Source organism: Streptosporangium sp. NPDC002524 (genome assembly GCF_040295985.1).
Taxonomy (GTDB): Bacteria; Actinomycetota; Actinomycetes; order Streptosporangiales; family Streptosporangiaceae; genus Streptosporangium.
This window is the reverse complement of record NZ_JBEOWK010000014.1, coordinates 68,383-88,114: the sequence shown is the minus strand read 5'-3', so window position 1 is coordinate 88,114 and position 19,732 is coordinate 68,383. Positions and strand designations below refer to the sequence as shown.

At 72.3% G+C, this 19,732-nt stretch carries 14 protein-coding genes and 1 riboswitch; of the genes, 9 read left to right on the top strand and 5 right to left on the bottom strand.

Annotated elements, in window-relative coordinates; all coding sequences use genetic code 11:
- The first annotated feature begins 10 nt into the window (after nt 1-10).
- From ABT053_RS24115 to ABT053_RS24090, 6 genes are all read left to right on the top strand, one after another.
- The gene (locus tag ABT053_RS24115; protein ID WP_350971505.1) at nt 11-1,510 is read left to right on the top strand and encodes an argininosuccinate lyase; all 1,500 of its coding nucleotides are present in this window, start codon (nt 11-13) and stop codon (nt 1,508-1,510) included.
- A complete protein-coding gene (locus ABT053_RS24110; protein WP_350971503.1) occupies nt 1,507-2,415 on the top strand; it encodes a GHMP family kinase ATP-binding protein in 909 nt (302 codons plus the stop codon). The genes ABT053_RS24115 and ABT053_RS24110 overlap by 4 nt, the downstream gene beginning before the upstream one ends.
- The gene (locus ABT053_RS24105) at nt 2,412-3,443 is read left to right on the top strand and encodes a PLP-dependent cysteine synthase family protein (protein WP_350971502.1); all 1,032 of its coding nucleotides are present in this window, start codon (nt 2,412-2,414) and stop codon (nt 3,441-3,443) included. The genes ABT053_RS24110 and ABT053_RS24105 overlap by 4 nt, the downstream gene beginning before the upstream one ends.
- A 152-nt stretch (nt 3,444-3,595) precedes the next feature.
- The gene (locus ABT053_RS24100) at nt 3,596-4,864 is read left to right on the top strand and encodes an ATP-grasp domain-containing protein (protein WP_350971500.1); all 1,269 of its coding nucleotides are present in this window, start codon (nt 3,596-3,598) and stop codon (nt 4,862-4,864) included.
- Nucleotides 4,865-5,040: 176 nt separating this feature from the next.
- Nucleotides 5,041-6,135: a GntG family PLP-dependent aldolase gene (locus ABT053_RS24095; RefSeq protein WP_350971498.1), complete on the top strand. Its 1,095-nt coding sequence runs from the start codon at nt 5,041-5,043 to the stop codon at nt 6,133-6,135.
- Nucleotides 6,132-7,433, top strand: a complete 1,302-nt coding sequence (locus tag ABT053_RS24090; RefSeq protein ID WP_350971496.1) for an MFS transporter — start codon at nt 6,132-6,134, stop codon at nt 7,431-7,433. The genes ABT053_RS24095 and ABT053_RS24090 overlap by 4 nt, the downstream gene beginning before the upstream one ends.
- 70 nt (nt 7,434-7,503) lie before the next feature.
- Here the strand turns inward: ABT053_RS24090 and ABT053_RS24085 are convergent, their stop codons facing one another.
- Complete coding sequence (locus ABT053_RS24085) at nt 7,504-8,607, bottom strand: lytic polysaccharide monooxygenase auxiliary activity family 9 protein (RefSeq protein ID WP_350971494.1); 1,104 nt, start codon at nt 8,605-8,607, stop codon at nt 7,504-7,506.
- A gap of 202 nt (nt 8,608-8,809) precedes the next feature.
- A complete protein-coding gene (locus ABT053_RS24080) occupies nt 8,810-11,125 on the bottom strand; it encodes a polysaccharide lyase 8 family protein (RefSeq protein ID WP_350971492.1) in 2,316 nt (771 codons plus the stop codon).
- Nucleotides 11,126-11,351: 226 nt separating this feature from the next.
- On the opposite strand from ABT053_RS24080, the gene ABT053_RS24075 reads away from it, so the two are divergent.
- Complete coding sequence (locus ABT053_RS24075; protein ID WP_350971490.1) at nt 11,352-11,624, top strand: RICIN domain-containing protein; 273 nt, start codon at nt 11,352-11,354, stop codon at nt 11,622-11,624.
- A gap of 127 nt (nt 11,625-11,751) precedes the next feature.
- Here ABT053_RS24075 and metH read toward each other — a convergent pair whose 3' ends face one another.
- Together metH and ABT053_RS24065 are read right to left on the bottom strand one after the other, a co-directional pair.
- The gene (metH, locus tag ABT053_RS24070) at nt 11,752-15,468 is read right to left on the bottom strand and encodes a methionine synthase (RefSeq protein ID WP_350971489.1); all 3,717 of its coding nucleotides are present in this window, start codon (nt 15,466-15,468) and stop codon (nt 11,752-11,754) included.
- A 14-nt stretch (nt 15,469-15,482) separates the two neighbouring features.
- Nucleotides 15,483-15,558: riboswitch (S-adenosyl-L-homocysteine riboswitch) on the bottom strand.
- 299 nt (nt 15,559-15,857) lie between these two features.
- Nucleotides 15,858-16,550, bottom strand: a complete 693-nt coding sequence (locus tag ABT053_RS24065; protein ID WP_350971487.1) for a formylglycine-generating enzyme family protein — start codon at nt 16,548-16,550, stop codon at nt 15,858-15,860.
- A gap of 142 nt (nt 16,551-16,692) precedes the next feature.
- On the opposite strand from ABT053_RS24065, the gene ABT053_RS24060 reads away from it, so the two are divergent.
- Entirely contained in the window at nt 16,693-17,871 is a 1,179-nt protein-coding gene (locus ABT053_RS24060; RefSeq protein ID WP_350971486.1) for a hypothetical protein, read from the top strand.
- Between the two features lie 106 nt (nt 17,872-17,977).
- Here the strand turns inward: ABT053_RS24060 and ABT053_RS24055 are convergent, their stop codons facing one another.
- A complete protein-coding gene (locus ABT053_RS24055; RefSeq protein WP_350971484.1) occupies nt 17,978-18,280 on the bottom strand; it encodes a hypothetical protein in 303 nt (100 codons plus the stop codon).
- A 422-nt stretch (nt 18,281-18,702) separates the two neighbouring features.
- Between ABT053_RS24055 and ABT053_RS24050 the strand changes: the two genes are divergently transcribed.
- The gene (locus ABT053_RS24050) at nt 18,703-19,728 is read left to right on the top strand and encodes a hypothetical protein (protein WP_350971482.1); all 1,026 of its coding nucleotides are present in this window, start codon (nt 18,703-18,705) and stop codon (nt 19,726-19,728) included.
- Nucleotides 19,729-19,732 lie beyond the last annotated feature (4 nt).

Sequence of the window (19,732 nt, the reverse complement as noted above, 5' to 3'; positions counted from 1 at the left end):
CGTGAGCCTCATGCTTCCGACAGGACGGATACGGCGGCCCCCGGCACGGTTACTCGACGACGCGGTCCTGACCCAGCGGTTCGACTGGGAGATGCGCACCCTGCTCCGGCACTACCGGTGGATCGAACTGACCCAGACCGCCGAGTACGCCCGGATGGGCCTGCTCGGCCACGACGCGGCGGAGCGGATCCGCCGGGTGGTGCTGGACCTGACGCCCGAGCAGGTCGGCGCCGAGCGCGCCGCGGCCATGTCGGACCCGCTGTTCGCCCTGGAGAGGTGCGTCCAGGCACGCGTCCCCGAGGGCGCGCACGCCTGGCACGTCGACCGCAGCCGCAACGACGTCCAGGCGTGCGCGCAGCTCATGCTCGGCAGGGAACGGCTGCTGGAGACGGTGGCGGCGGCGGGCGGGCTGGCCCGCGCCACGCTGCGGACCGCGGCCGGGCACACCGAGTCGTTCATGCCGGGCTACACCCAGCACCAGACCGCGCAGACCATGACCTTCGGCTTCTACCTGGCCGCGCTCGCCGAGGCGGCGACCGACGCCGTCGAGGCGCTGCTCGCGCTGTTCGACACGGTCAACCTCTGCCCGCTGGGCGCCGGGGCGATGGCCGGGCTGGAGCTGCCGTGGGACCGGGAGCGGATCGCCGTCGCGCTCGGCTTCGACCGCCCGCAGCCGCACGCGCTCACCTCGGTCGCCTCCCGCGCCTGGGTGCTGCGCACGGCCGGGGAACTGTCGGTGCTCGGCACCACGCTGAGCCGGTTCCTGACCGACCTGATCTGGTGGAGCGGGTCGAGCTGCCGGTTCGTCGACCTGCCGGACGAGCTCGCCGGGATCTCCTCGGCGATGCCGCACAAGCGCAACTTCCCGATCCTGGAGCGGGCCCGCGGGATGACCGGCCACCTGGTCGGGCTCTCGTACGACATCATGATCGGCCAGCGCAACACCGGCTACACCAACCTGGTGGAGGTCTCCAAGGAGAGCACCCGCTTCCTGGAGGACCTCTTCTCGACCTGCGGCACGATGCTGGCGCTGTTCGAGCGGGTGGTCGCGAACGTGCGGTTCCACCCCGAGCGGGCGGGACGGGTGGCGCGCGGCGAGCTGACGGCCGCCTCGACCGTCGCCAACCACCTCACCCTCGAACACGGCGTGCCGGCCAGGAGCGCGCAGGTCGTCGTCGGCTCCTGGATCTCGGCCGCCATGGAGCGGCTCGGCCCGGACGCCACCCTCACCCCCGACCTGCTCTCGGCACCGGACCTCGCCGCCGCGGGCGAGCGGCTCGGCTTCGCCCTCACCGTCGAGGAGGCCGAGGTACGCGGCCTGCTGGACGCCGAGGCGAGCGTGTGGCGCAAGCGGACCGGCGGCTCGACCGGCCCCGAGCAGGTCCGTCTCCTCCTGGAGCAGACCGGCGACCGGCTGTCCGCCGCCGAACGCGGAGCCGCGGAGCGGTCCGGGTGGCTGCGGGAGGCCTGGGAGCACACCACCGGCACGAAGGCGGGCGATCTGTCATGACCATCCAGATGCCGATCGAGGAGACCGTCACCGGCCGGGCCGGAGGGGTCGGCCGGGGACGCGCCCCCGGCACGTTCGGCGAGCTGCTTCAGGGAATCCTGGGACCCGGTACGGACTTCCTGGTGACCTTCCCCGTCGACCTGTACGTCGAGGCCGTCTTCGAGCCCGACCCCCAGCTGGACCAGGTGATCGTCTCGCCGCCGCACAAGAACAAGGCGCGGCGCCTCGCCACCCGGATCCTGGAGCGGTACGGGGTGCACACCGGCGGCTGGCTGATGCTCAACAGCGCGCTGCCCGAGGGCAAGGGCATGGCCAGCTCCACCGCCGACCTGGTCGCCACCGCGCGGGCGGTGGACTCGGCCTTCCGCCTGAAGCTGCCCAACCGGCTGCTGAAGCAGATGATGGCCGAGATCGAGCCGTCCGACGGGGTGATGCACCCGGGGATCACCGCGTTCTTCCACCGGGAGGTGCGGCTGCACCGGCGCATGGGCACCCTCCCCCAGCTGACCATCGCCGGGATCGACGACGGGGAGAGCGTCGACACCGTCGCCTTCAACCGGTCGAGGAAGCCGATCCCCGCCCACTGGGCGGTGCGCTACGGCGAGCTCCTGGACGACCTCACCCACGCCGTGCGCGACCACGACCTGGCGGCGGTCGGCAGGGTCGCCTCCGCCAGCGCGCGGCTTTTCCAGACGTTCAACGCCAAACCTCACCTGGCGGCGGTGGAGGAGATCTGCCGCGACGTGGGCGGGCTCGGCACGGTCGTCGGGCACAGCGGCACGTGCCTGGGGATCCTGCTGGCCCGGCACGACCCCGAGCACGGTCCCCGGCTGGCCCGCGCCCTCACGGAACTGGAGCGGCTGGGGCGGCCCCTCATCGTCTGTAGGAGCACGAGTCGGACATGACACTGAGAACTGACGCGATCGACGCCATCGGCCGGACCCCGCTGATGCGCCTGCGGGCGACCGGCGGGGCGACCGTCCACGCGAAGCTGGAGCTGGCCAACCCGTACGGAATGAAGGACCGCGTCGCCAGGCAGGCGATCCTGACCGCGAGGGCCGAGGGGGTCCTGGCCGACGGCGGCCTGATCGTGGAGAGCTCCTCCGGCACCCTGGCCATGGGCGTCGCCCTGGTCGGCACCTACCTCGGCCACGGGGTGCACATCGTCACCGACCCGCGGATCGACCCGATCACCATGGCCAAGCTGGAGGCGCTGGGCGCCACCCTGGACATCGTGCCCGCGATGACCGGCAACGGCTGGCAGAGCGCGAGGCTGGAGCGGCTGCAGGCCGTGATGGCCGCGAACCCGGGCGCGTTCTGGCCCCGGCAGTACGACAACCCGGCCAACCCCGCCGCCTACGACCGCCTCGCCGAGGAGGTCGTCTCGGAGATCGGCCGGGTCGACGTGCTGGTGGGCGCGGTGGGCAGCGGCGGCTCGCTGTGCGGGACGGCGCGGGCCCTGATGCGGACCAACCCCGCGCTGCGCGTGGTCGCCGTCGACGCGGTCGGCAGCGCCATCTTCGGCCAGCCCGACGTGCCCAAGCGGCTGCAGAGCGGCCTGGGCAACAGCCTGGTCCCGGCCAACGTGGACTTCTCGGTCATCGACGAGATCCACTGGCTGTCGGACCGGGAGGCGTTCGCCGCGACGCTGGAGCTGGCCTCGTACGAGAAGGTGTTCGCGGGCAACAGCTCGGGGTCGGCCTACCAGGTGGCGCGCTGGCTCGCCTCGCGGCTCGACCCGGACGTCTCGGTGGTGGTGATCTTCCCGGACCGGGGCGACCGGTACGTGAACACGATCTACAGCGCCGAGTACCGGGCCGCGCACGGCCTGACCGACCTGCGCCCGCCGCTCTCCCCCGACCCCATCCAGCTCACCGACACCGCCGTGACCTGGTCCTACGCGACGCTGGGCCGGGCTTTGGAGTACGTATGAACCCGGCCCCGTTCCCAGCCCCTGTCCCTGTCCCTGTCCCTGTTCCTGCCCCTGCCTCTGCCTCTGCCCCAGCCCCGGTCCCTGCCGCTGCCGCTGCCGCTGCCCCGGCCCCGTTCCTCGTCTTCGTCGAGTCCAACACCACCGGCTCGGGGATGCTCGCCTTCGCCAGGGCGGCGGCGCTGGGCTTCACGCCGGTGCTCGCCACCGACAGCCCCGCGCGCTACCCCGGGCTCGCGGCCACCGGGGTGCGGGTCGTCACGTGCGCCACCGGCTCCCCCGGCACCCTGGCCGCGGAGCTGTGCCACGCCCTGGGGGAGATCGCCGAGATCGCCGGGGTGACCACGACCAGCGAGTTCTACACCGCCGCCGTCGCCAGGGTCGCCGCCGACCTCGGGCTCCCCGGCAACCCGCCGGAGGCCGTCGCCGCCTGCAGGGACAAGGGGCGGATGCGCCGTACCCTGGCCGCGGCCAGGCTGCCCTCCCCCGCCTTCGAGCTGGTCGGCCCCGGCGACGACTTCGACTCGCGGATCGTGGTCGCGCTGTCGCGGATCGCCCTGCCGTGCGTCGTCAAGCCCGTCGACGACACCGGCTCGCTGAGCGTGGTGCTCTGCTCCACGCCCGGCGAGGTGGCCGCCCACTGCCGCCGGATCATCTCCTCCGGCGTCAACGTGCGGGGGCAGGCCACCGCGCGGACCGCGCTGATCGAGGGGTACCTGGGAGGGCCGGAGTTCAGCATCGAGACGGTCAGCTCCGGCGGGTTCCACCGGTGCGTGGGCATCACCGCCAAACGGGTGACGTCGCCGCCGCACTTCGTGGAGCGCGGGCACGTCTTCCCCGCGCCGCTGCCCGCGGAGGAGGTCCGGGTGCTCACCGGGGTCGCGCTGCGGGCGCTGGCCGCCGTCGGGATCACCCACGGCGCCACCCACATCGAGATGAAGCTCATCGACGGCCACGCGTACGTCGTGGAGATCAACGCCCGGCCCGCGGGCGGCATGATCCCCGAGGTCATCGCGCGGGCGTGCGGGTTCGACCTGCTCGACGCGCACCTGCGGGCCGCCGCCGACCTGGACCAGCTGCCGCTGCCCGACCACTTCACCCCCGCGGGCATCGCCTTCCTGCTGGCGCCGGACGGCGCCGGGGGCGGGCCGGGGAAGGCAACGCTGCGGGAGGTGGCCGGGGTGCAGGACGCGGGCTCCGTGCCAGGTGTCGACACGGTGGCGGTCACGGCGCCACCGGGCTCCGAGGTGCGACCGGCCCGCAGCAGCTACGACCGGCTCGGCTACGTGATCGCGCACGCGCCCGGCCACAGCGAGCTGTACGACACGCTCGACACCGCGCTCGGGCACCTGCGGCCCGTCCTGCTCCACGAGCTGCCGCCGATCGAGATCCCCCGGCAGGGCTATCACATCTCCCCCTCCTGACCGTCTCCCTCTCCGCCCTCCTGCCGTCACCCCTCCGGAAACCCCGATCCGGCCGTCACCGGGCCTTCGGCCGTCACCCCAGCCCTCACCGCCCTCCCGGAACCTCCGACCCGGCCGTCACCACGTCACCCTCACCACCCCCTCCCGGAACCCCCGATTGGAATCCCATGACGAGCGTGCTGGACACACCCCACCTGGTCGCCGGAGAGCACGACGACGGCGGCGAGATCGAGCTGCGCAGCGACACCTTCACGCTGCCGACCCCCGAGATGCTGGAGGCCGCCGCGAACGCGCCGCTGGGCGACGACGTCTACGGCGAGGACCCGACGGTGGCCAAGCTGGAACGGCTCGCCGCCAACCTGCTGGGCAAGGCCGCGGGCTGCCTGATGCCGAGCGGCACCATGGCCAACCTCGCGGCGCTGCTGGCGCACTGCCCGCGCGGCGGCAAGGCGATCGTCGGCCACGAGTCCGACCTGTACGTCTACGAGGCCGGGGGCGCGTCGATGTGCGGCGGCATCGTCTACGAGCCGCTCGCCAACCTGCCGGACGGGACGATCGGCCTGGAGGACATCGCCGAGGCGTGCACGGTCGACCGCACCGACCCGCAGATCGCCCCTCCCGCGCTGGTCAGCCTGGAGACGCCGCAGAACCGGTGCGGCGGCCTGCCGCTCCAGCTGGACTACCTCGCCGAGGTGGCCCAGCTGACACGCTCGCACGGGGTGGCGCTGCACCTGGACGGGGCGCGCATCTTCAACGCCTCGGTCGCGCTGGGCGTCACCCCCGCGGAGATCGCCTTCTACGCCGACACGGTGCAGATCTGCCTGTCGAAGGGCCTGTGCGCGCCGATCGGGTCGGTCCTCGTGGGCGACCGGGCGATCATCGCCCAGGCCAGGCGGATGCGGAAGATGCTCGGCGGCGGCATGCGGCAGGCGGGCATGATCGCCGCCTGCGGCATCATCGCCCTCACCGAGATGACCGGCAGGCTCGCCGAGGACCACGAGAAGGCCGCCCGCCTCGCCCGCGGGCTGTCGCGCCTGCCGGGCATCCGGCTGGCCCCCGGCCCGCCGGTCACGAACATGGTGTTCTTCCGCGTACGCGACGAGCGCTACACCACCCGCTCGTTCATCGCCGCGGCCCGGCGCCGGGGCGTCCGGGTGGAGGAACTGGGCCACGGGCGGATCCGCGCGGTGACCCACGCGGGGGTCGGCACCGACGCCGTCGACCGGGCGATCAAGATCTTCGCCGAGCTGCTCGCGCCCAGCGGCCGATGAGAACCCACGAGAGCGGGCCGACGAGCCGGCCCGCACAAGAGAACGCGCAAGAGAACGCGCAAGAGAACGCGGAAGAGAGCGCGGAACGTCCGGGGACGGGGCTGGGGCGGCCGTTCCGGCATCTGTGGGCGGCGTCGGGCCTGTCGAACCTCGCCGACGGCGTCCTGCTCGTCGGCGTTCCCCTGCTGGCGATCTCCCTCACCCGCTCGCCGGTGCTGGTGTCGCTGGTCAGCGCAGCCACGACGCTGCCGTGGCTGCTGCTCGCCCTGCACGCGGGCGCGATCGCCGACCGCCACGACCGGCGCCGGATCATGATCCTGGCGGGCTGGTCGCGCGTGGCCGTGCTGGCGGCGACGGCCGCCGCCGCGTGGTACGGCGTGCTGACCCTGCCGGTGCTGGTGGCCGCGGTGCTGCTCGCCGGAGCCGCGGAGGTGTTCGCCGACACCTCCGCCCAGTCGGCGCTGCCGATGGCCGTGCCCGGCGACCGGCTGGAGGCGGCCAACGGGCGGCTCGTCGCGACCCAGACGCTCGGCAACCACTTCCTCGGGGCGCCGCTCGCGGGCCTGCTGGTCGGCCTGGCCGGAATCGCCTCCACCGCCGTCTTCGGGACGGCCGCCCTGCTGTACGTGGGCGCCGTGCTCCTGCTGGTCGGCATGCGCGGCCGGTTCCGCCCGGAGACCGCCCCGGCGCAGGCGTTGCGCGCCGACATCGCCGACGGCATGCGCTACCTGTGGGGACACCGCGCCCTGCGCGGCCTGGCCGCGTACTCCGGCGTGCTCAACCTGGCCTACGGCGCGTACTTCGCCGTCTTCGTGCTGTGGGTGGTCGGCGGCGGCTCCCGCGTGGGGCTCACCCCCGGCCAGTACGGCTTCCTGGCAGCGACGCTGGCGGCGGGGGCGGTGGCCGGGTCGGTGCTCGCCGGGCGGCTCACCCGGCTGGCCGGTGAGAACGGCGCCCTGGTGGGCGTCACGCTGCTCAACGGGCTCCTGCTGCTGGTCCCCCTGCTCGTCCCCTCCCCGCTCGCGGTCTTCCCCGCCGCGGCGGGCATCGGCGCGGCCAACGCCGTCACCAACATCGTCTCCGTCTCGCTGCGCCAGCGGCTCATCCCCGACGGCCTGCTCGGGCGGGTGAACGCCACCTGCCGTCTCATCGGCATGGGCGCCATGCCGCTGGGCGCCGCGGCCGGTGGCCTGGTCGCCGCCCTCGCGGGCCTGCCCGCGGTCTTCTGGTCCGCCTGCGCGCTCTCCCTGCTCGGCGCCGCCCTGGTGCCGCGCGGCGAGACCGCCTCGAAGCCGTGAACCACGGACGAAGGCATGGGGCCGGCCCGCCACCCGGAGGGGAGGTGGCGGGCCGGTGTGTACACGCCGGTCAGGTCGCCGTGCAGGTGAGGGTGGGGGTGCCGCTGGTACCGGAGCCGAGGAACCCGAAGGTGCCGACGGCGCCGGCGCCCAGTGAGCCGTTGTGGGCGACGTTGCGGGCGCTGACCGCCGACCCGCTGGAGGTCAGGGTCGCGTTCCACGACGAGGTGACCCTCTCACCGCCCGCGAAGGTCCAGTTCACCGTCCAGCCGGTGATCGCCCTGGAGCCCGCGGTCACGCTCACGTCCGCCTGGAAGCCGCCGGACCACTGGGAGGCGACGCGGTAGGTGGCCGAGCAGCCGCCCGGGACCGGGGTCGGGGTGGGCGTGGGCGTCGGGGTGGGGGTCGGAGTGGGCGTCGGGGTCGGCGTGGGGGTGGGGTTGGGGTTCGTGCCGCCGGTGAAGTTGACGTCGCTGCAGAAGTAGTAGGACTGGTCGAGGTGGCTGGCCTGCCAGACGGTGTAGACGATGTGGTGGCCACTGCGGCCGGGCGCGTTCACCGGGATGGGCGTGGTGGTGCCGGTGGGCCTGCTGCCCAGCTGGTTGACGAGTTCCAGGTCACTCCACCTCAGCGGCTGGGTCTTGGGGTTGAAGCCCTGTCTGGTGACGTAGACGCGGATGTAGTCGGCGCCGTGCGAGGCCTGGTCCAGCAGGTTCATCGTGAACGAGGCGGGACGGTCCACGGTCTTCCACGCGCCCACCGTGTCCATGGAGTTGTAGCGGCCGCCTTCGGTCCGGCCGCCGCTGCACAGCTGCCCGTCGGGGATCGCGGCCTGGTGGTTGCCGCCGACGTTCTCGCGGAAGAGCCCGTTCCAGTTCCACATCGCGTTGGTGTTGCTCTGCCAGGCCTGCCAGCACATGGGGTCCTGCTGGGCCATGGCCGGGTTCTGGAAGTCGCTTCCCCAGCGCTGCCAGCAGCCGTAGTTGCGCGAGGGCGGGTCGCTGATCGAGCCGTGCGCGGCGGCGGGGGTCGCCGTCACGGTGGTGAGCGCGAACGCGGTCGCGACCGCGACCAGCGCCGCGACGACCATCCGCCAGACCGGGATCCGGTGGAGGGAGGCGACGCCGGGCGCGTGGGACTGGTCGCGCAGGAGTCGGAGCGTACGTGACCTCATCGGGTACAGGTCTCCTTTTCGAGTGCCGGGGGACGGGTCCTGGCGCGCCGAGTGAGGGCGGAGTTCTCACGCCAGAGGCTCCTCACCGTCGCCCAATCGGCGTGTGGGGGGCAACAACGGCCCACGGCTCACGAAGGGGGACGGGGCTGTAGCTGGCCATACCTCGCAAAAATGGATGAAAGGTTCATTGCGCTTCCCGGAGTCAGACGTACACCTCCGCGGTGTGGGCGTGCCCGCGGCTGCCACCCACCTCCACCTTGAGCGCGGTCCTGGCCCTGCGCACGCTGCGGTCGCCCTCCTTGACCGACTTCACCGGCCAGGGCAACGCGATCCTCACCTCGTCGGCGGTCCTGGACGGGTCGGACACCGCGAGCCGTACCCGCTCGCCTGCGCGGCGGACCAGCAGCGTGCAGGGGCCGTCGACGGTGAGCGGCCCATCCTGCGTCTTGACGGTCCCCGCACGCCAGAAGACGGCGGCGATCACCCCGTCGCGCGAGATGGCCTGCACCGCCGCGGAGTTGGCGAGGACCGCGATCCGCCCCTCGTAGGCCTCCATCTGCGTGACGGAGGCGTCGGGCAGTACGGCGTAGGCGTAGCGGGCCCTGCGGGGATCGACGCCGTGGTCGATGAGGATCGTCGTGTAGTGCCTGGCCACAGGGGAGGTGTCGCCACCGGTGGTGGCGCCCCTGTCGATGTCGCGCCAGCGGCCGGTGCGCTCCTTGCGGATCACCTTCGCGTCGGCGCCGTCGAGCAGCGCGTAGCCGGCCACCCCGGACAGGTGGATCCAGCTGTCACCCCGGGTCAGCGGCGGATGCCGGTCGTGGGTGTTGCGGTTCTCCACGATGGTCTCGACGCGGCGGCCGTCTGAGGCGGTGATGCCGGCGCCGAGGGCGATCACCGCGTCGTCGAGCAGGAACCACGCCTTCCTGGCCCGCAGCGAGGACCCACCGGCGATCAGCCTCATGGCGGCCACACCGTACTCGCCGTCGAGCGCCACGCCACCCGCCCACGGGGTGGGCGGCAGGCGGCGGTGGTCGTGCGGGAGATCGGCGCGCCTGCGGGTGTCGACCGTCGTGCCCGGCAGCCGGTACGGGTCGATCGTGGGCCACAGGTCGTCGTTCCAGTGGGTGAGGTCGCCGGTGTAGAGGTAGGTCATGCCGTCGCCGGTGTACCAGCCGTGCAGGTTCTCCCGGTTCATGGCCTCGGCCGCGCCGATGCGCTCCGAGCTCATCGCGATCGCGTACGCCCAGGTGGGACGGCGGTGCACGACCCGGTCCATGTCGGCGAAGACGTACGTGCCCGTCGTGCGCGGGCCGACCGGCACCGACGGGTCGGCCAGCAGGGCCGTGGCCCTGGCGATGCTCGCCGGCGGTGCGAACGCGCCGTAGGGGGTGGCCTGGTTGCGGGTGAGCCAGCCCTTGACCAGCGGCCGCCAGCGCCGGGCATGGCGCTCGGGCGCCGTCTCCAGCAGGGTGAGGACGGCCTCGACCGCCTTGTCTCCCGAGTGGTGGTCGCGGTGGCCCTGCACCGTGATCTGCCGGCCGCGTACGCAGTCCATCATCAGCCCGTCGAAGACGAACGGCACGAAGGAGCGGTCCACGAGGTCGTAGACGTTGCCGATGCCGGTGATCTCCCACGGCGACCCGGCGAGCATGGCGATCAGCTTGGCCACGCTCTCCAGGTAGTCCACGCCGTAGCTGCCGGTGTAGGGGTACACGTCGTGCTGGATGAACGACCCGTCACGGTAGAAGCCGTCGCCCGGGCCCCTCGTCGGCCGCAGCAGGTCGGAGACCGCGTCCCTGGCCCGCCTGACGAGGCGCGCGTCGTGGGTGAGCACTCCGCGCATCGCCACCGCCATGGCCTTGCCCGCGCGGTTGGCGCCGGTCTCGACGACGCCGGGGTGGCTGACCCGGCGCTCCGGGTCGGGGCACCAGCGGCGCAGGGGGCGCAGCCAGCGGTCGAGGCGGCCTGAGGGCAGGCCGTCGTACAGCAGGGCGCAGGTGTCGGTCAGCGCGCGGGGGACGCCGATCTCCCACCAGAACCAGTTGCTGCCCCGCCGGTCGAGGCCCTCGTGGTAGGCGTGCTCGTGGAGGAAGTCCAGCGCCCTGACGGCGGTCTCGGCGACCCGGCCGTCCCGGTGCATGGCGGTGCCCGGCGTGGCCCAGGCCAGCGCCAGGGTGCGCATGCGGTTGTAGGAGCGGTTGAAGTTACCCGTCCGGGGGTCCGACAGCGGCAGGTCGGGCCACAGGCTCGGGCGACCGGCGGCGGGCCTCAGCTTGCGCAGCACCGCGTTGGCCGACCCCTCGAGCGCCCGCGTCCTGTCGGTGTAAGCCCGGTCGGCATGAGCGGAGCCGTGCGACCCACCGGCCAGCAGGCTCACCCACCGCTCACGCGCGGCGTCGAACGCGGCGGCGTCGACCGTGGCGCCGAACGCCTCGGCCGGTCTCTCCCACAGGGCGAGACCGGCCACCGTCGCGGCGCCCAGCAGAGCGGACCGCCGGCTGAGGGGGTGGGTCATGAGGACTCTTCCGGCAATAGGGCACACCAAACGAAAAGATCATAGAGTGACAGGTGAGTAGGCTGTTCGCCTCCGGTGACGGTGAGCAGGACGTACGGACGTCGCCGGAAACACGCCCGCGGGTTGGCCATGGAGGTCCCGGCGTGCCGGGCCCGCTGGAGCGCGTTCCTCACCTCCGAGAACACCGGCGGTCGCTCCATCCCCGATCATGGATTCGCCGATCCCCGTGGATCCCCACTCCGAGATCGTCCAGTCCACGCCGACCTGGACCTGCATCGACAGCAACCACGCGCGCGACGCCTACGGACACCGCTGCAACGGCGGCGACTACCAGCGATGGCGGGTGACCGCCGTCGGCACCGGAGAGCTCGGGTTCACCGTGTACGAGATCCGCAACAAGGCGACCGGCCTCTGCCTCGACGGCAACAGGAACGACGAGGTCTACACCCACCCCTGCAACCGCGGCGCCTACCAGCAGTGGGCCTACCAACCCCGGTAGTCGCCCGCGCGAAGGAATCATCGCTCCGGTGCAGGGGGTCGTCGCTCCGGCGACGGCTCCCCCGCACTGCTCTCCCGCGCCCGCCGCTCTTCCGCGCCCGCCGCGTGAAGGATCGCCGCGTGAAGGATCAGCTCGGCTCGTAGGCCAGGTTGGGGCGCAGCCAGCGCTCGACGTCCGCGAGGTCCAGGCCCCGGCGCCGGGCGTAGTCCTCGACCTGGTCCCTGCCGATGCGTCCCACGGTGAAGTAGCGCGACGACTCGTGGGCGAAGATCAGTCCGCTCACGCTCGCGGCCGGGGTCATCGCGAAGGACTCGGTCAGGCCCATGCCGAGGCTGTCGGCGTCCAGCAGCTCGAACAGCTCCCGCTTCTCGCTGTGGTCCGGGCTCGCGGGGTAGCCCAGCGCGGGACGGATGCCGCGGAAGCGCTCGGCGTGCAGGTCCTCGATGGCGGGGTCGGCGTCGGGCTCGAACCAGCCGCGCCGCGCCTCCAGGTGGATGTGCTCGGCGAACGCCTCGGCCAGGCGGTCGGCGAGGGCCTTCACCATGATCGACCGGTAGTCGTCGTTCTGCTCCTCGTAGCGGGCCGCGAGCTCCTCGGCGCCGTGCACGGCCACGGCGAACCCGCCCAGGTGGTCCCCGGCCGGAGCCACGTAGTCCGCCAGGGACCGGTTGGGCCGGCCCTCGGGCTTGGCCGTCTGCTGGCGCAGCATCGGCAGCCGGAGCCCGCCGGGACCGTCGATCACGATGTCGTCGCCCTCGGAGTGGGCCGGCCAGTAACCGTAGGCGCCCTTGGCCTGGAAGCTCCCCTCGGCGATGATCTGGTCGAGCATGGTGTTGGCGTCGTCGAAGAGCTCGCGGGCCACCGGCTGGTCGAGGATCGCCGGATACTTGCCCTTCAGCTCCCAGGCGAGGAAGAGGAACTGCCAGTCGATCATCGCCCGGAGGGTCTCCAGGTCCGGCTCCACGACGCGGACGCCGGTGAAGGCGGGGACCGGCAGGTCCTCGAAGGAGACCTTCTCGGGGTTCGCGCGGGCCTGGTCGACGCCGAGGAGCGGGGTGCGCTGCTTGTTGGCGTACTGCTCGCGCAGGCGCTCCTGGTCGGCGCGGTTGCCCGCCTCCAGCGTCTGGGCCCGGTCGGCGTCCAGCAGGTCGGAGACCACGCCGACGACGCGGGAGGCGTCGAGCACGTGGACCGTGGGGTTGTCGTAGGCGGGGGCGATGCGGACCGCGGTGTGCTGGCGCGAGGTCGTGGCGCCGCCGACCAGCAGGGGCAGCTTCAGCCCGCGGCGCTGCATCTCCGCGGCGACGGCGACCATCTCGTCCAGCGACGGGGTGATCAGCCCGGAGAGCCCGATGACGTCGGCGCCCTCGGAGACCGCGGTGTCGAGGATGACCGAGGCGGGGACCATCACCCCGAGGTCGACGACCTCGTAGTTGTTGCAGCCGAGCACGACGCCCACGATGTTCTTGCCGATGTCGTGCACGTCGCCCTTGACGGTGGCGAGCACCACCTTGCCCTGGCCTCGGCCGGTGTCGAGGCGCCCCTCCAGCCGCGCCTGCTCCTTCTCCGCCTCCATGTACGGCTCCAGGTAGGCGACCGAGCGCTTCATCACCCGCGCGCTCTTGACCACCTGCGGCAGGAACATCTTCCCCGACCCGAACAGGTCGCCCACGACCTTCATCCCGTCCATGAGCGGCCCCTCGATCACCTCCAGGGGACGTGCCCGCTGCTGCCGGGCCTCCTCGGTGTCGGCCTCGATGAAGTCGACGATGCCGTGCACGAGGGCGTACGACAGGCGCTCCTCCACCGGGGCGTCGCGCCAGGCCAGGTCCACGACGCGGCGCGTGCCGGAGCCGCTCACCGTCTCGGCGAAGGTGACGAGCCGGTCGGTGGCGTCCTCACGCCGGTCGAAGATCACGTCCTCGACGAGTTCGAGCAGGTCGGCGGGGATGTCCTGGTAGACGGCGAGCTGCCCGGCGTTGACGATGCCCATGTCCAGCCCGGCGCGCACCGCGTGCAGCAGGAACGCCGAGTGCATCGCCTCGCGCACGACGTCGTTGCCGCGGAAGGAGAACGACAGGTTGGAGATGCCGCCGCTGGTCAGCGCCCCCGGGCAGCGCTCCTTGATCCGCGGCAGCGCCTCGATGAACGCCTTGGCGTAGCCGTTGTGCTCGCTGATGCCGGTGGCGACCGCGAGCACGTTGGGGTCGAACACGATGTCCTCGGGGGCGAACCCGGCCCGCTGGGTCAGCAGGTCGTAGGCGCGGGCGCAGATCGACACCTTGCGCTCGGCGGTGTCGGCCTGACCCTGCTCGTCGAAGGCCATCACCACCACGCCCGCGCCGTAGTCGCGGATGATCCGGGCCTGCTCCAGGAAGGCGTCCTCGCCCTCCTTGAGGCTGATCGAGTTGACGACGCCCTTGCCCTGCACGCACTTGAGCCCGGCCTCCAGCACGCTCCACCGCGAGCTGTCGATCATGACCGGGATGCGGGCGACCTCCGGCTCGGTCGCGATCAGGTTCAGGAAGGTGGTCATGGCCTGCACGCTGTCGAGCAGGTCGGCGTCCATGTTGACGTCGAGCAGGTTGGCGCCGCCGCGTACCTGCTCCAGCGCGACGTCGACGGCCGCCTGGTGGTCGCCGCCCTCGATCAGGCGGCGGAAGCGCGCCGAGCCGGTGACGTTGGTGCGCTCGCCGATCATGACGAAGCCGGTGTCCGGGCCGATCTCGAAGGGCTCCAGGCCGCTGAAGCGGGTGCGGGCCGACGGCCGCGCGACCTGGCGGGGCGGCAGGCCGGACACGGCGGCCGCGATCCGCTCGATGTGCGCCGGCGAGGTCCCGCAGCACCCGCCGACGACGTTGACCATCCCCGACCTGGCGAACTCGTCGAGCAGCGCCGCCGTCTGCTCGGGGGTCTCGTCGTAGCCGCCGAACGCGTTGGGCAGGCCCGCGTTGGGGTGGCAGGCGACGTAGGTGCCGGCGAGGCGCGCCAGCTCGGCGACGTGCGGGCGCATCTGCTCGGCGCCCAGCGAGCAGTTCACGCCGACCACGAGGGGCTCGGCGTGCCGGATCGCGCTCCAGAACGCCTCGACGGTCTGTCCCGACAGCGTGCGCCCGCTCAGGTCGACGATCGTCACCGAGATCCACAGGGGCAGGTGCGGGGCGACCTCGCGGGCGGCGGCGATCGCGGCCTTCGCGTTGAGCGTGTCGAAGATCGTCTCGATCAGCAGCAGGTCGACCCCGCCCTCGGCGAGCGCGCTGATCTGCTCGGCGTACGCGGCGCGGACCTCGTCGAACGTGACCGCCCGGTAGGCGGGGTCCTCGACGCGCGGGGACAGCGACAGCGTGACGTTCAGCGGGCCGATCGAACCGGCCACGAACCGCCCGCCCGCCTCGTCGGCGGCCTGGCGGGCCAGCTGGGCGGCCCGCACGTTCATCTCCCGCACCAGTGACTCCAGCCCGTAGTCGGCCTGGCCGATGCTCGTGGCGGTGAAGGTGTTGGTGGTGGTGATGTCCGCCCCGGCCGCGAGGTACTGCCGGTGGATGTCCAGGATGACGTCGGGACGCGTCAGGTTCAGCAGGTCGGGGTCGCCGGTCACGTCGCGCGGGTGATCGAGGAAGCGGTCGCCGCGGTAGTCGTCCGGGGTGAGCGAGGCTCCCTGCAGCATCGTGCCCCAGGCTCCGTCGAGCACCAGGATCCGCTGCTCCAGCAGCTCCCGCAGGGTTTGCGCGCGCTCCTCGGCTCCCGGCGCGCCCTGCGCGGGACGCGCGTCAGCGCCGGGTGCGAGGTCGTTGCCGTGCTCGTCGCGCTCTTCACGCTCGTCGTGCCTCAAGGATCCGTCCACCGGTCAGCCTCCCGTCGAGGGAGGCGCCCTTGCAGGAAGATCAAGGCCGAGCGTGGCGGGCCTGAGCCCGTTGCAGCGCCTCTCGGCCTTGAGATCCAGAATACCGAGGGTTGGGACAGGACGCCAAACAACGGTCCGCAATCCGGAAAGTTTACGCCCACACATGTTCAAGGCGCGCTTTTCACGGCAGAAGGCGCCCTTCGCAGGAAGGCCGCCGCCCCCGTCTCCGGCGTCACGATGCCCGTCAGGACGAGGGGACGCTCTTCGCGGAAAAGCCGCCGCTCCTCATGGAAAAGCCGCCGCCCCACCGCCCCCGGCCGTCATGCCGCCGACGGCCCGGGACCCGCACCCGGGCGGGACCCGCCGGTCGGCCGGCCCCCGCGCCTCACTCACAGTGACCGGGCGAGCCGGAACCCCAGGTCGTCGACGCGGAAGGTGGGATGGCTCTTACGACGGCACGAGGCCCGGCACCCCCGGGGCAGGTCGTCCCAGCTTCCCCCGCGGAACACGCGGTACGGGCCGTAGACCTCCGGGTCGTAGACGTCCCAGCACCACTCCCACACGTTGCCGATCATGTCGTGGAGTCCCCACGCGTTCGGCGCCCTGGTCGCGACGTCGTGTATCTCGCCGCCGGAGTTTCCCCGGTGCCAGGCGATCTCGTCCAGCTCCCCGTAGCGGACGCCGGAGGTCCCGGCCCTGCAGGCGTACTCCCACTCCGCCTCGGACGGGAGGCGGTAGCCGCCCGACCCGGGCTCGCAGACCACGTCCCGCCCGTCGGGGTCTGTTCCCGCCGAGTAGCAGGGGTCGAGGCCCGCCGCCCGCGAGAGCAGGTTGCAGAACCGGACGGCGTCCGTCCAGGAGACCTCGGTCACCGGCGTCCGCGGCCCCGCCGCGCTCTCGGGCGCCTCGCCCAGAACGTCGCGGTAGAGCTCGCGGGTCACCGGATGCGGCGCCAGCCGGAAGGCCGCGACCTCCGCCTTCCAGACCGCCTTCGTGCCCTCGTCCCGCAGGAAGATCGACCCGGCGGGGATCGTGATCATGTGTTCGGCGGCCACCCGGAGCGGCATGGATTCGGAGCTCATCGCGGGCCTCACCCTACATGATCATTACGCACCGGCGACGTGCCGATACGCCTGCCCGCGCACGCCGTTCACCCCGTCACGGTTCTCGACCGATCCTGTCGCGTGCTGGTCGTGAAGGGCTTTTCCATATGATGATCTCCGCATGTCTCCCCGTACGTCCGCCGCGCTGGCGGGCTTGGCCCTGGCCGTCCTGGCCTCCGGATGCACCGATCCGGCCGCCGACCGGGTGCCGCTCGCCAGCGCGCCACAGCCTCCGGCGACCCGGCCTCCGGCGTCCTCGCCACCGCCGTCGCTCACGGCGGTCCCGCCGCCCTCGCCCATGGTGTCCTCGGGTCCCGCGGAGCACCCGTTCCCGATGGCGACCTCCCTGGCCGAGCCCATGGCGACCGGAGCACCCCTGACCGCGACGGGCCCGCCGCGGTTCTTCGTCTCCGCGCGCACCCCGCTCGCCCGCTTCCCCGGCAGGTCCAAGACCGCCGTCCTCACGCCGGTGCCGCCCGCCGTGCACGACGCCGAGACCGGGGCGTTCGTCGCGAACGTCCCGCTGCCGCCCGGCATCGAGAGCTCCTGGCACCTCGTGGACGCCGCCCCGGACAACCGCACGTTCGCCATCGCCGGCTGGACCGAGTCGGCGACCCCCCGCATTCGTTTCTTCCTGATACGCCTCGGCGAGGACGGGCGACCGGGGAAACCCGTGGCCGTCCCCCAGACCGACCCCGACGACCTGACGCTCGTTTACGACCTCGCCCTCAGCGCCGACGGCACCCGGCTGGCCTACGCCACACCGCTCATCGGAGGCGGCGCCAAGATCTCCGTGCTCGACGTCGCCACCGGCCGGCGCCTGGACTGGAAGACGTTGACGCACCTAGGGGTGAGCGGCCTGTCCTGGGCTCCGGACGGCCGCTCGCTCGCCTACGTGCTGAGGAACCGGTCCATCGCCTTGCTCGACCTCACCCGCCTGGGCGTCGACCCGGACGACACCGTGTCCCGGATCGTCAAGAACACCACGGGCGACCTGCCGTTCGCCCTCGAGTCGGTCGCCCACACCGCTGACGGCGGCGCGCTGATCTACTCGTCCGGGCACACCGTCGAACGCGTTCCCCTGGCGGGCGGGCCCGCGCAGGTCCTGGCCCGGCCGGAATTGCCGCCCGACGCCTCGCTGACCCTGCGCTTCAGCGTCGACGGGACCGGCGAGCACCTGCTGTACGTGCACAGGTGGCGCGCCTACCGGGCCGGCCTCGCCGACGGCGCGATCACCTCGGTGCCGATCACGGTCGACGAGCATCCGGGGAAGGGCGGCTCGGTGCGAGCGGCTTGGTGACCACCGGCTGAAGCGGTCGCCCGGCTCCGTGCGCCCAGCCCTCGCCCTTTACAATGTAGATTCATTTTTCTCAGAGGCGGGTACGGCCGGGACCCTTTCGGGGGCTTCACTCCTGGCCGTGATTGGCGCGCAGCTCACGGCGTGTCCGGTGACGGTCGCGGCGGCGCTCCTCACGGCGGAGGCGGGACCACTCCCGGCCCCCGTGGCCGTACCCGAACAGGTAGTAGGCGTAGGCGGTGGCGCTCCAGTGGCAGCCGCCCGTGCGGTGGCTCAGGGACGCGGTGTCAGCGGTGATCTCTTCCGGCAGCGTGCAGGGCCCGAACCGGTGGTCGTGCACGGGCAGGCAGGTCGCCATCGGCGCGTCGGCCATCCGCACCCACCAGGGCCGGGTCTTGTCGGTCTTGCTCATACGGTCACCTTTCGGCTCCGCGACACCCCGGGCTGGGGCTGTCACAAGACCGGACGCACCGTGATCACCTCCCACTTCACGCCGACATATCAGGACCGAAAGCACATAAAGCACATCGGGACCGAGAGCGACCTCGCCGCTCAGGGAAACCGATTTCGACGCTACTACGAGCCACGGGAACGCGCGTTGCGTGGCGCAGAGCCCCCTGCCGACAGACCCGACCAGACCATACGGCGGTGGCGGGCGCCGCGAAGGTGGGCGAGAGGGACAAAAGGCCCATGAGCTGCGGATTGTCACGCAACGCGAGCAGAGATTACGGCCCGCCGAACCATCACGCAGGGCTACTCTTCATGTTGAAAACGTAAAAGCCCCGGCGGGTGCGCCAACACCCCCGGGACACGGCACACGGAGCACAAATCCGCATGCGAATTCATCGTAGCAAGCACACGACCGGTTTCACGGTCCTGCCGAACTCTTGCCTCAGAGACCGGCGGCTGTCCTTCACCGCACGCGGTCTGCTCTCCTACCTTCTGTCCCATCCCGAGAGCACTCGCCAGGACATCAAGACTCTCTCCGCCGGCAACCCCGAGGGCCAGCAGGCCATCGCGCGGGCCATGCGGGAGCTGATCACCTACGGCTACCTGACCCGCGAGCACGTCCGGAACGCGTCAGGACGGATCTCCACCGTGGTGGACGTCTACGACACCCCCCAAGATGGTCGTCGAGGCGTCGAAGAGCAGGTCAGACCGCGTCTCGGGTCGCCGAGACCCGGTGAGCCGCGTCCCGGCGAACCGAGCGCTCTCCCTACGGGAGTGAAGAAAGAAGAGAAAGAAACCACCCCCTCCGCCCGAGGGCGCGCGCCCGGCGAGCCCGTGCGGTCCGCCCGGCCACCGGTGGGGGACGGCGAGGACGGGTCGACGATTCCCGGTCTCGTCTCCCAACCGATGGCTCCAGGCACCGGCCTTCGACCTACGGCCCCAGGTTCCGCCCCCCGATCGAGGGCACCGGGCATCGACCCCCGGTCGGCGGCTCCGGGTGTCGCGCTCCTCGCCCGTCTCGGCCGTGCCGAACCCCGGCTCACCGTCGGCGAGTCCGAGATGGCCCCCGTGCTGCCCCTCCTCGCCGAGTGGCTCGCCCGGGGCGGCACCGAGGCACAGATCCGGACGGTCCTGACCGTCGGGCTGCCCGACGAGGTCCGCTCCCCCGCGAGACTGATCGTTCACCGGCTGCGGAGCAAGATGCCCGCTCCTGCCGTTGTCCCGACGGTTCCGAGGCCGGTGACCCGCGACGAGTGCGACGAGTGCGGGCGCCCGGTGACGTCCCCCGGCGTGTGCTCCCGGTGCGACGACACCGCGCGGAGCGAGAGACCCGCCCCGACCGCGGACGTCGAACGCGGCGCCGCCCTCGCCCGCGGCCTGCTGAGAACCCGTCGCCCCATGGCGGCTTAGGGGC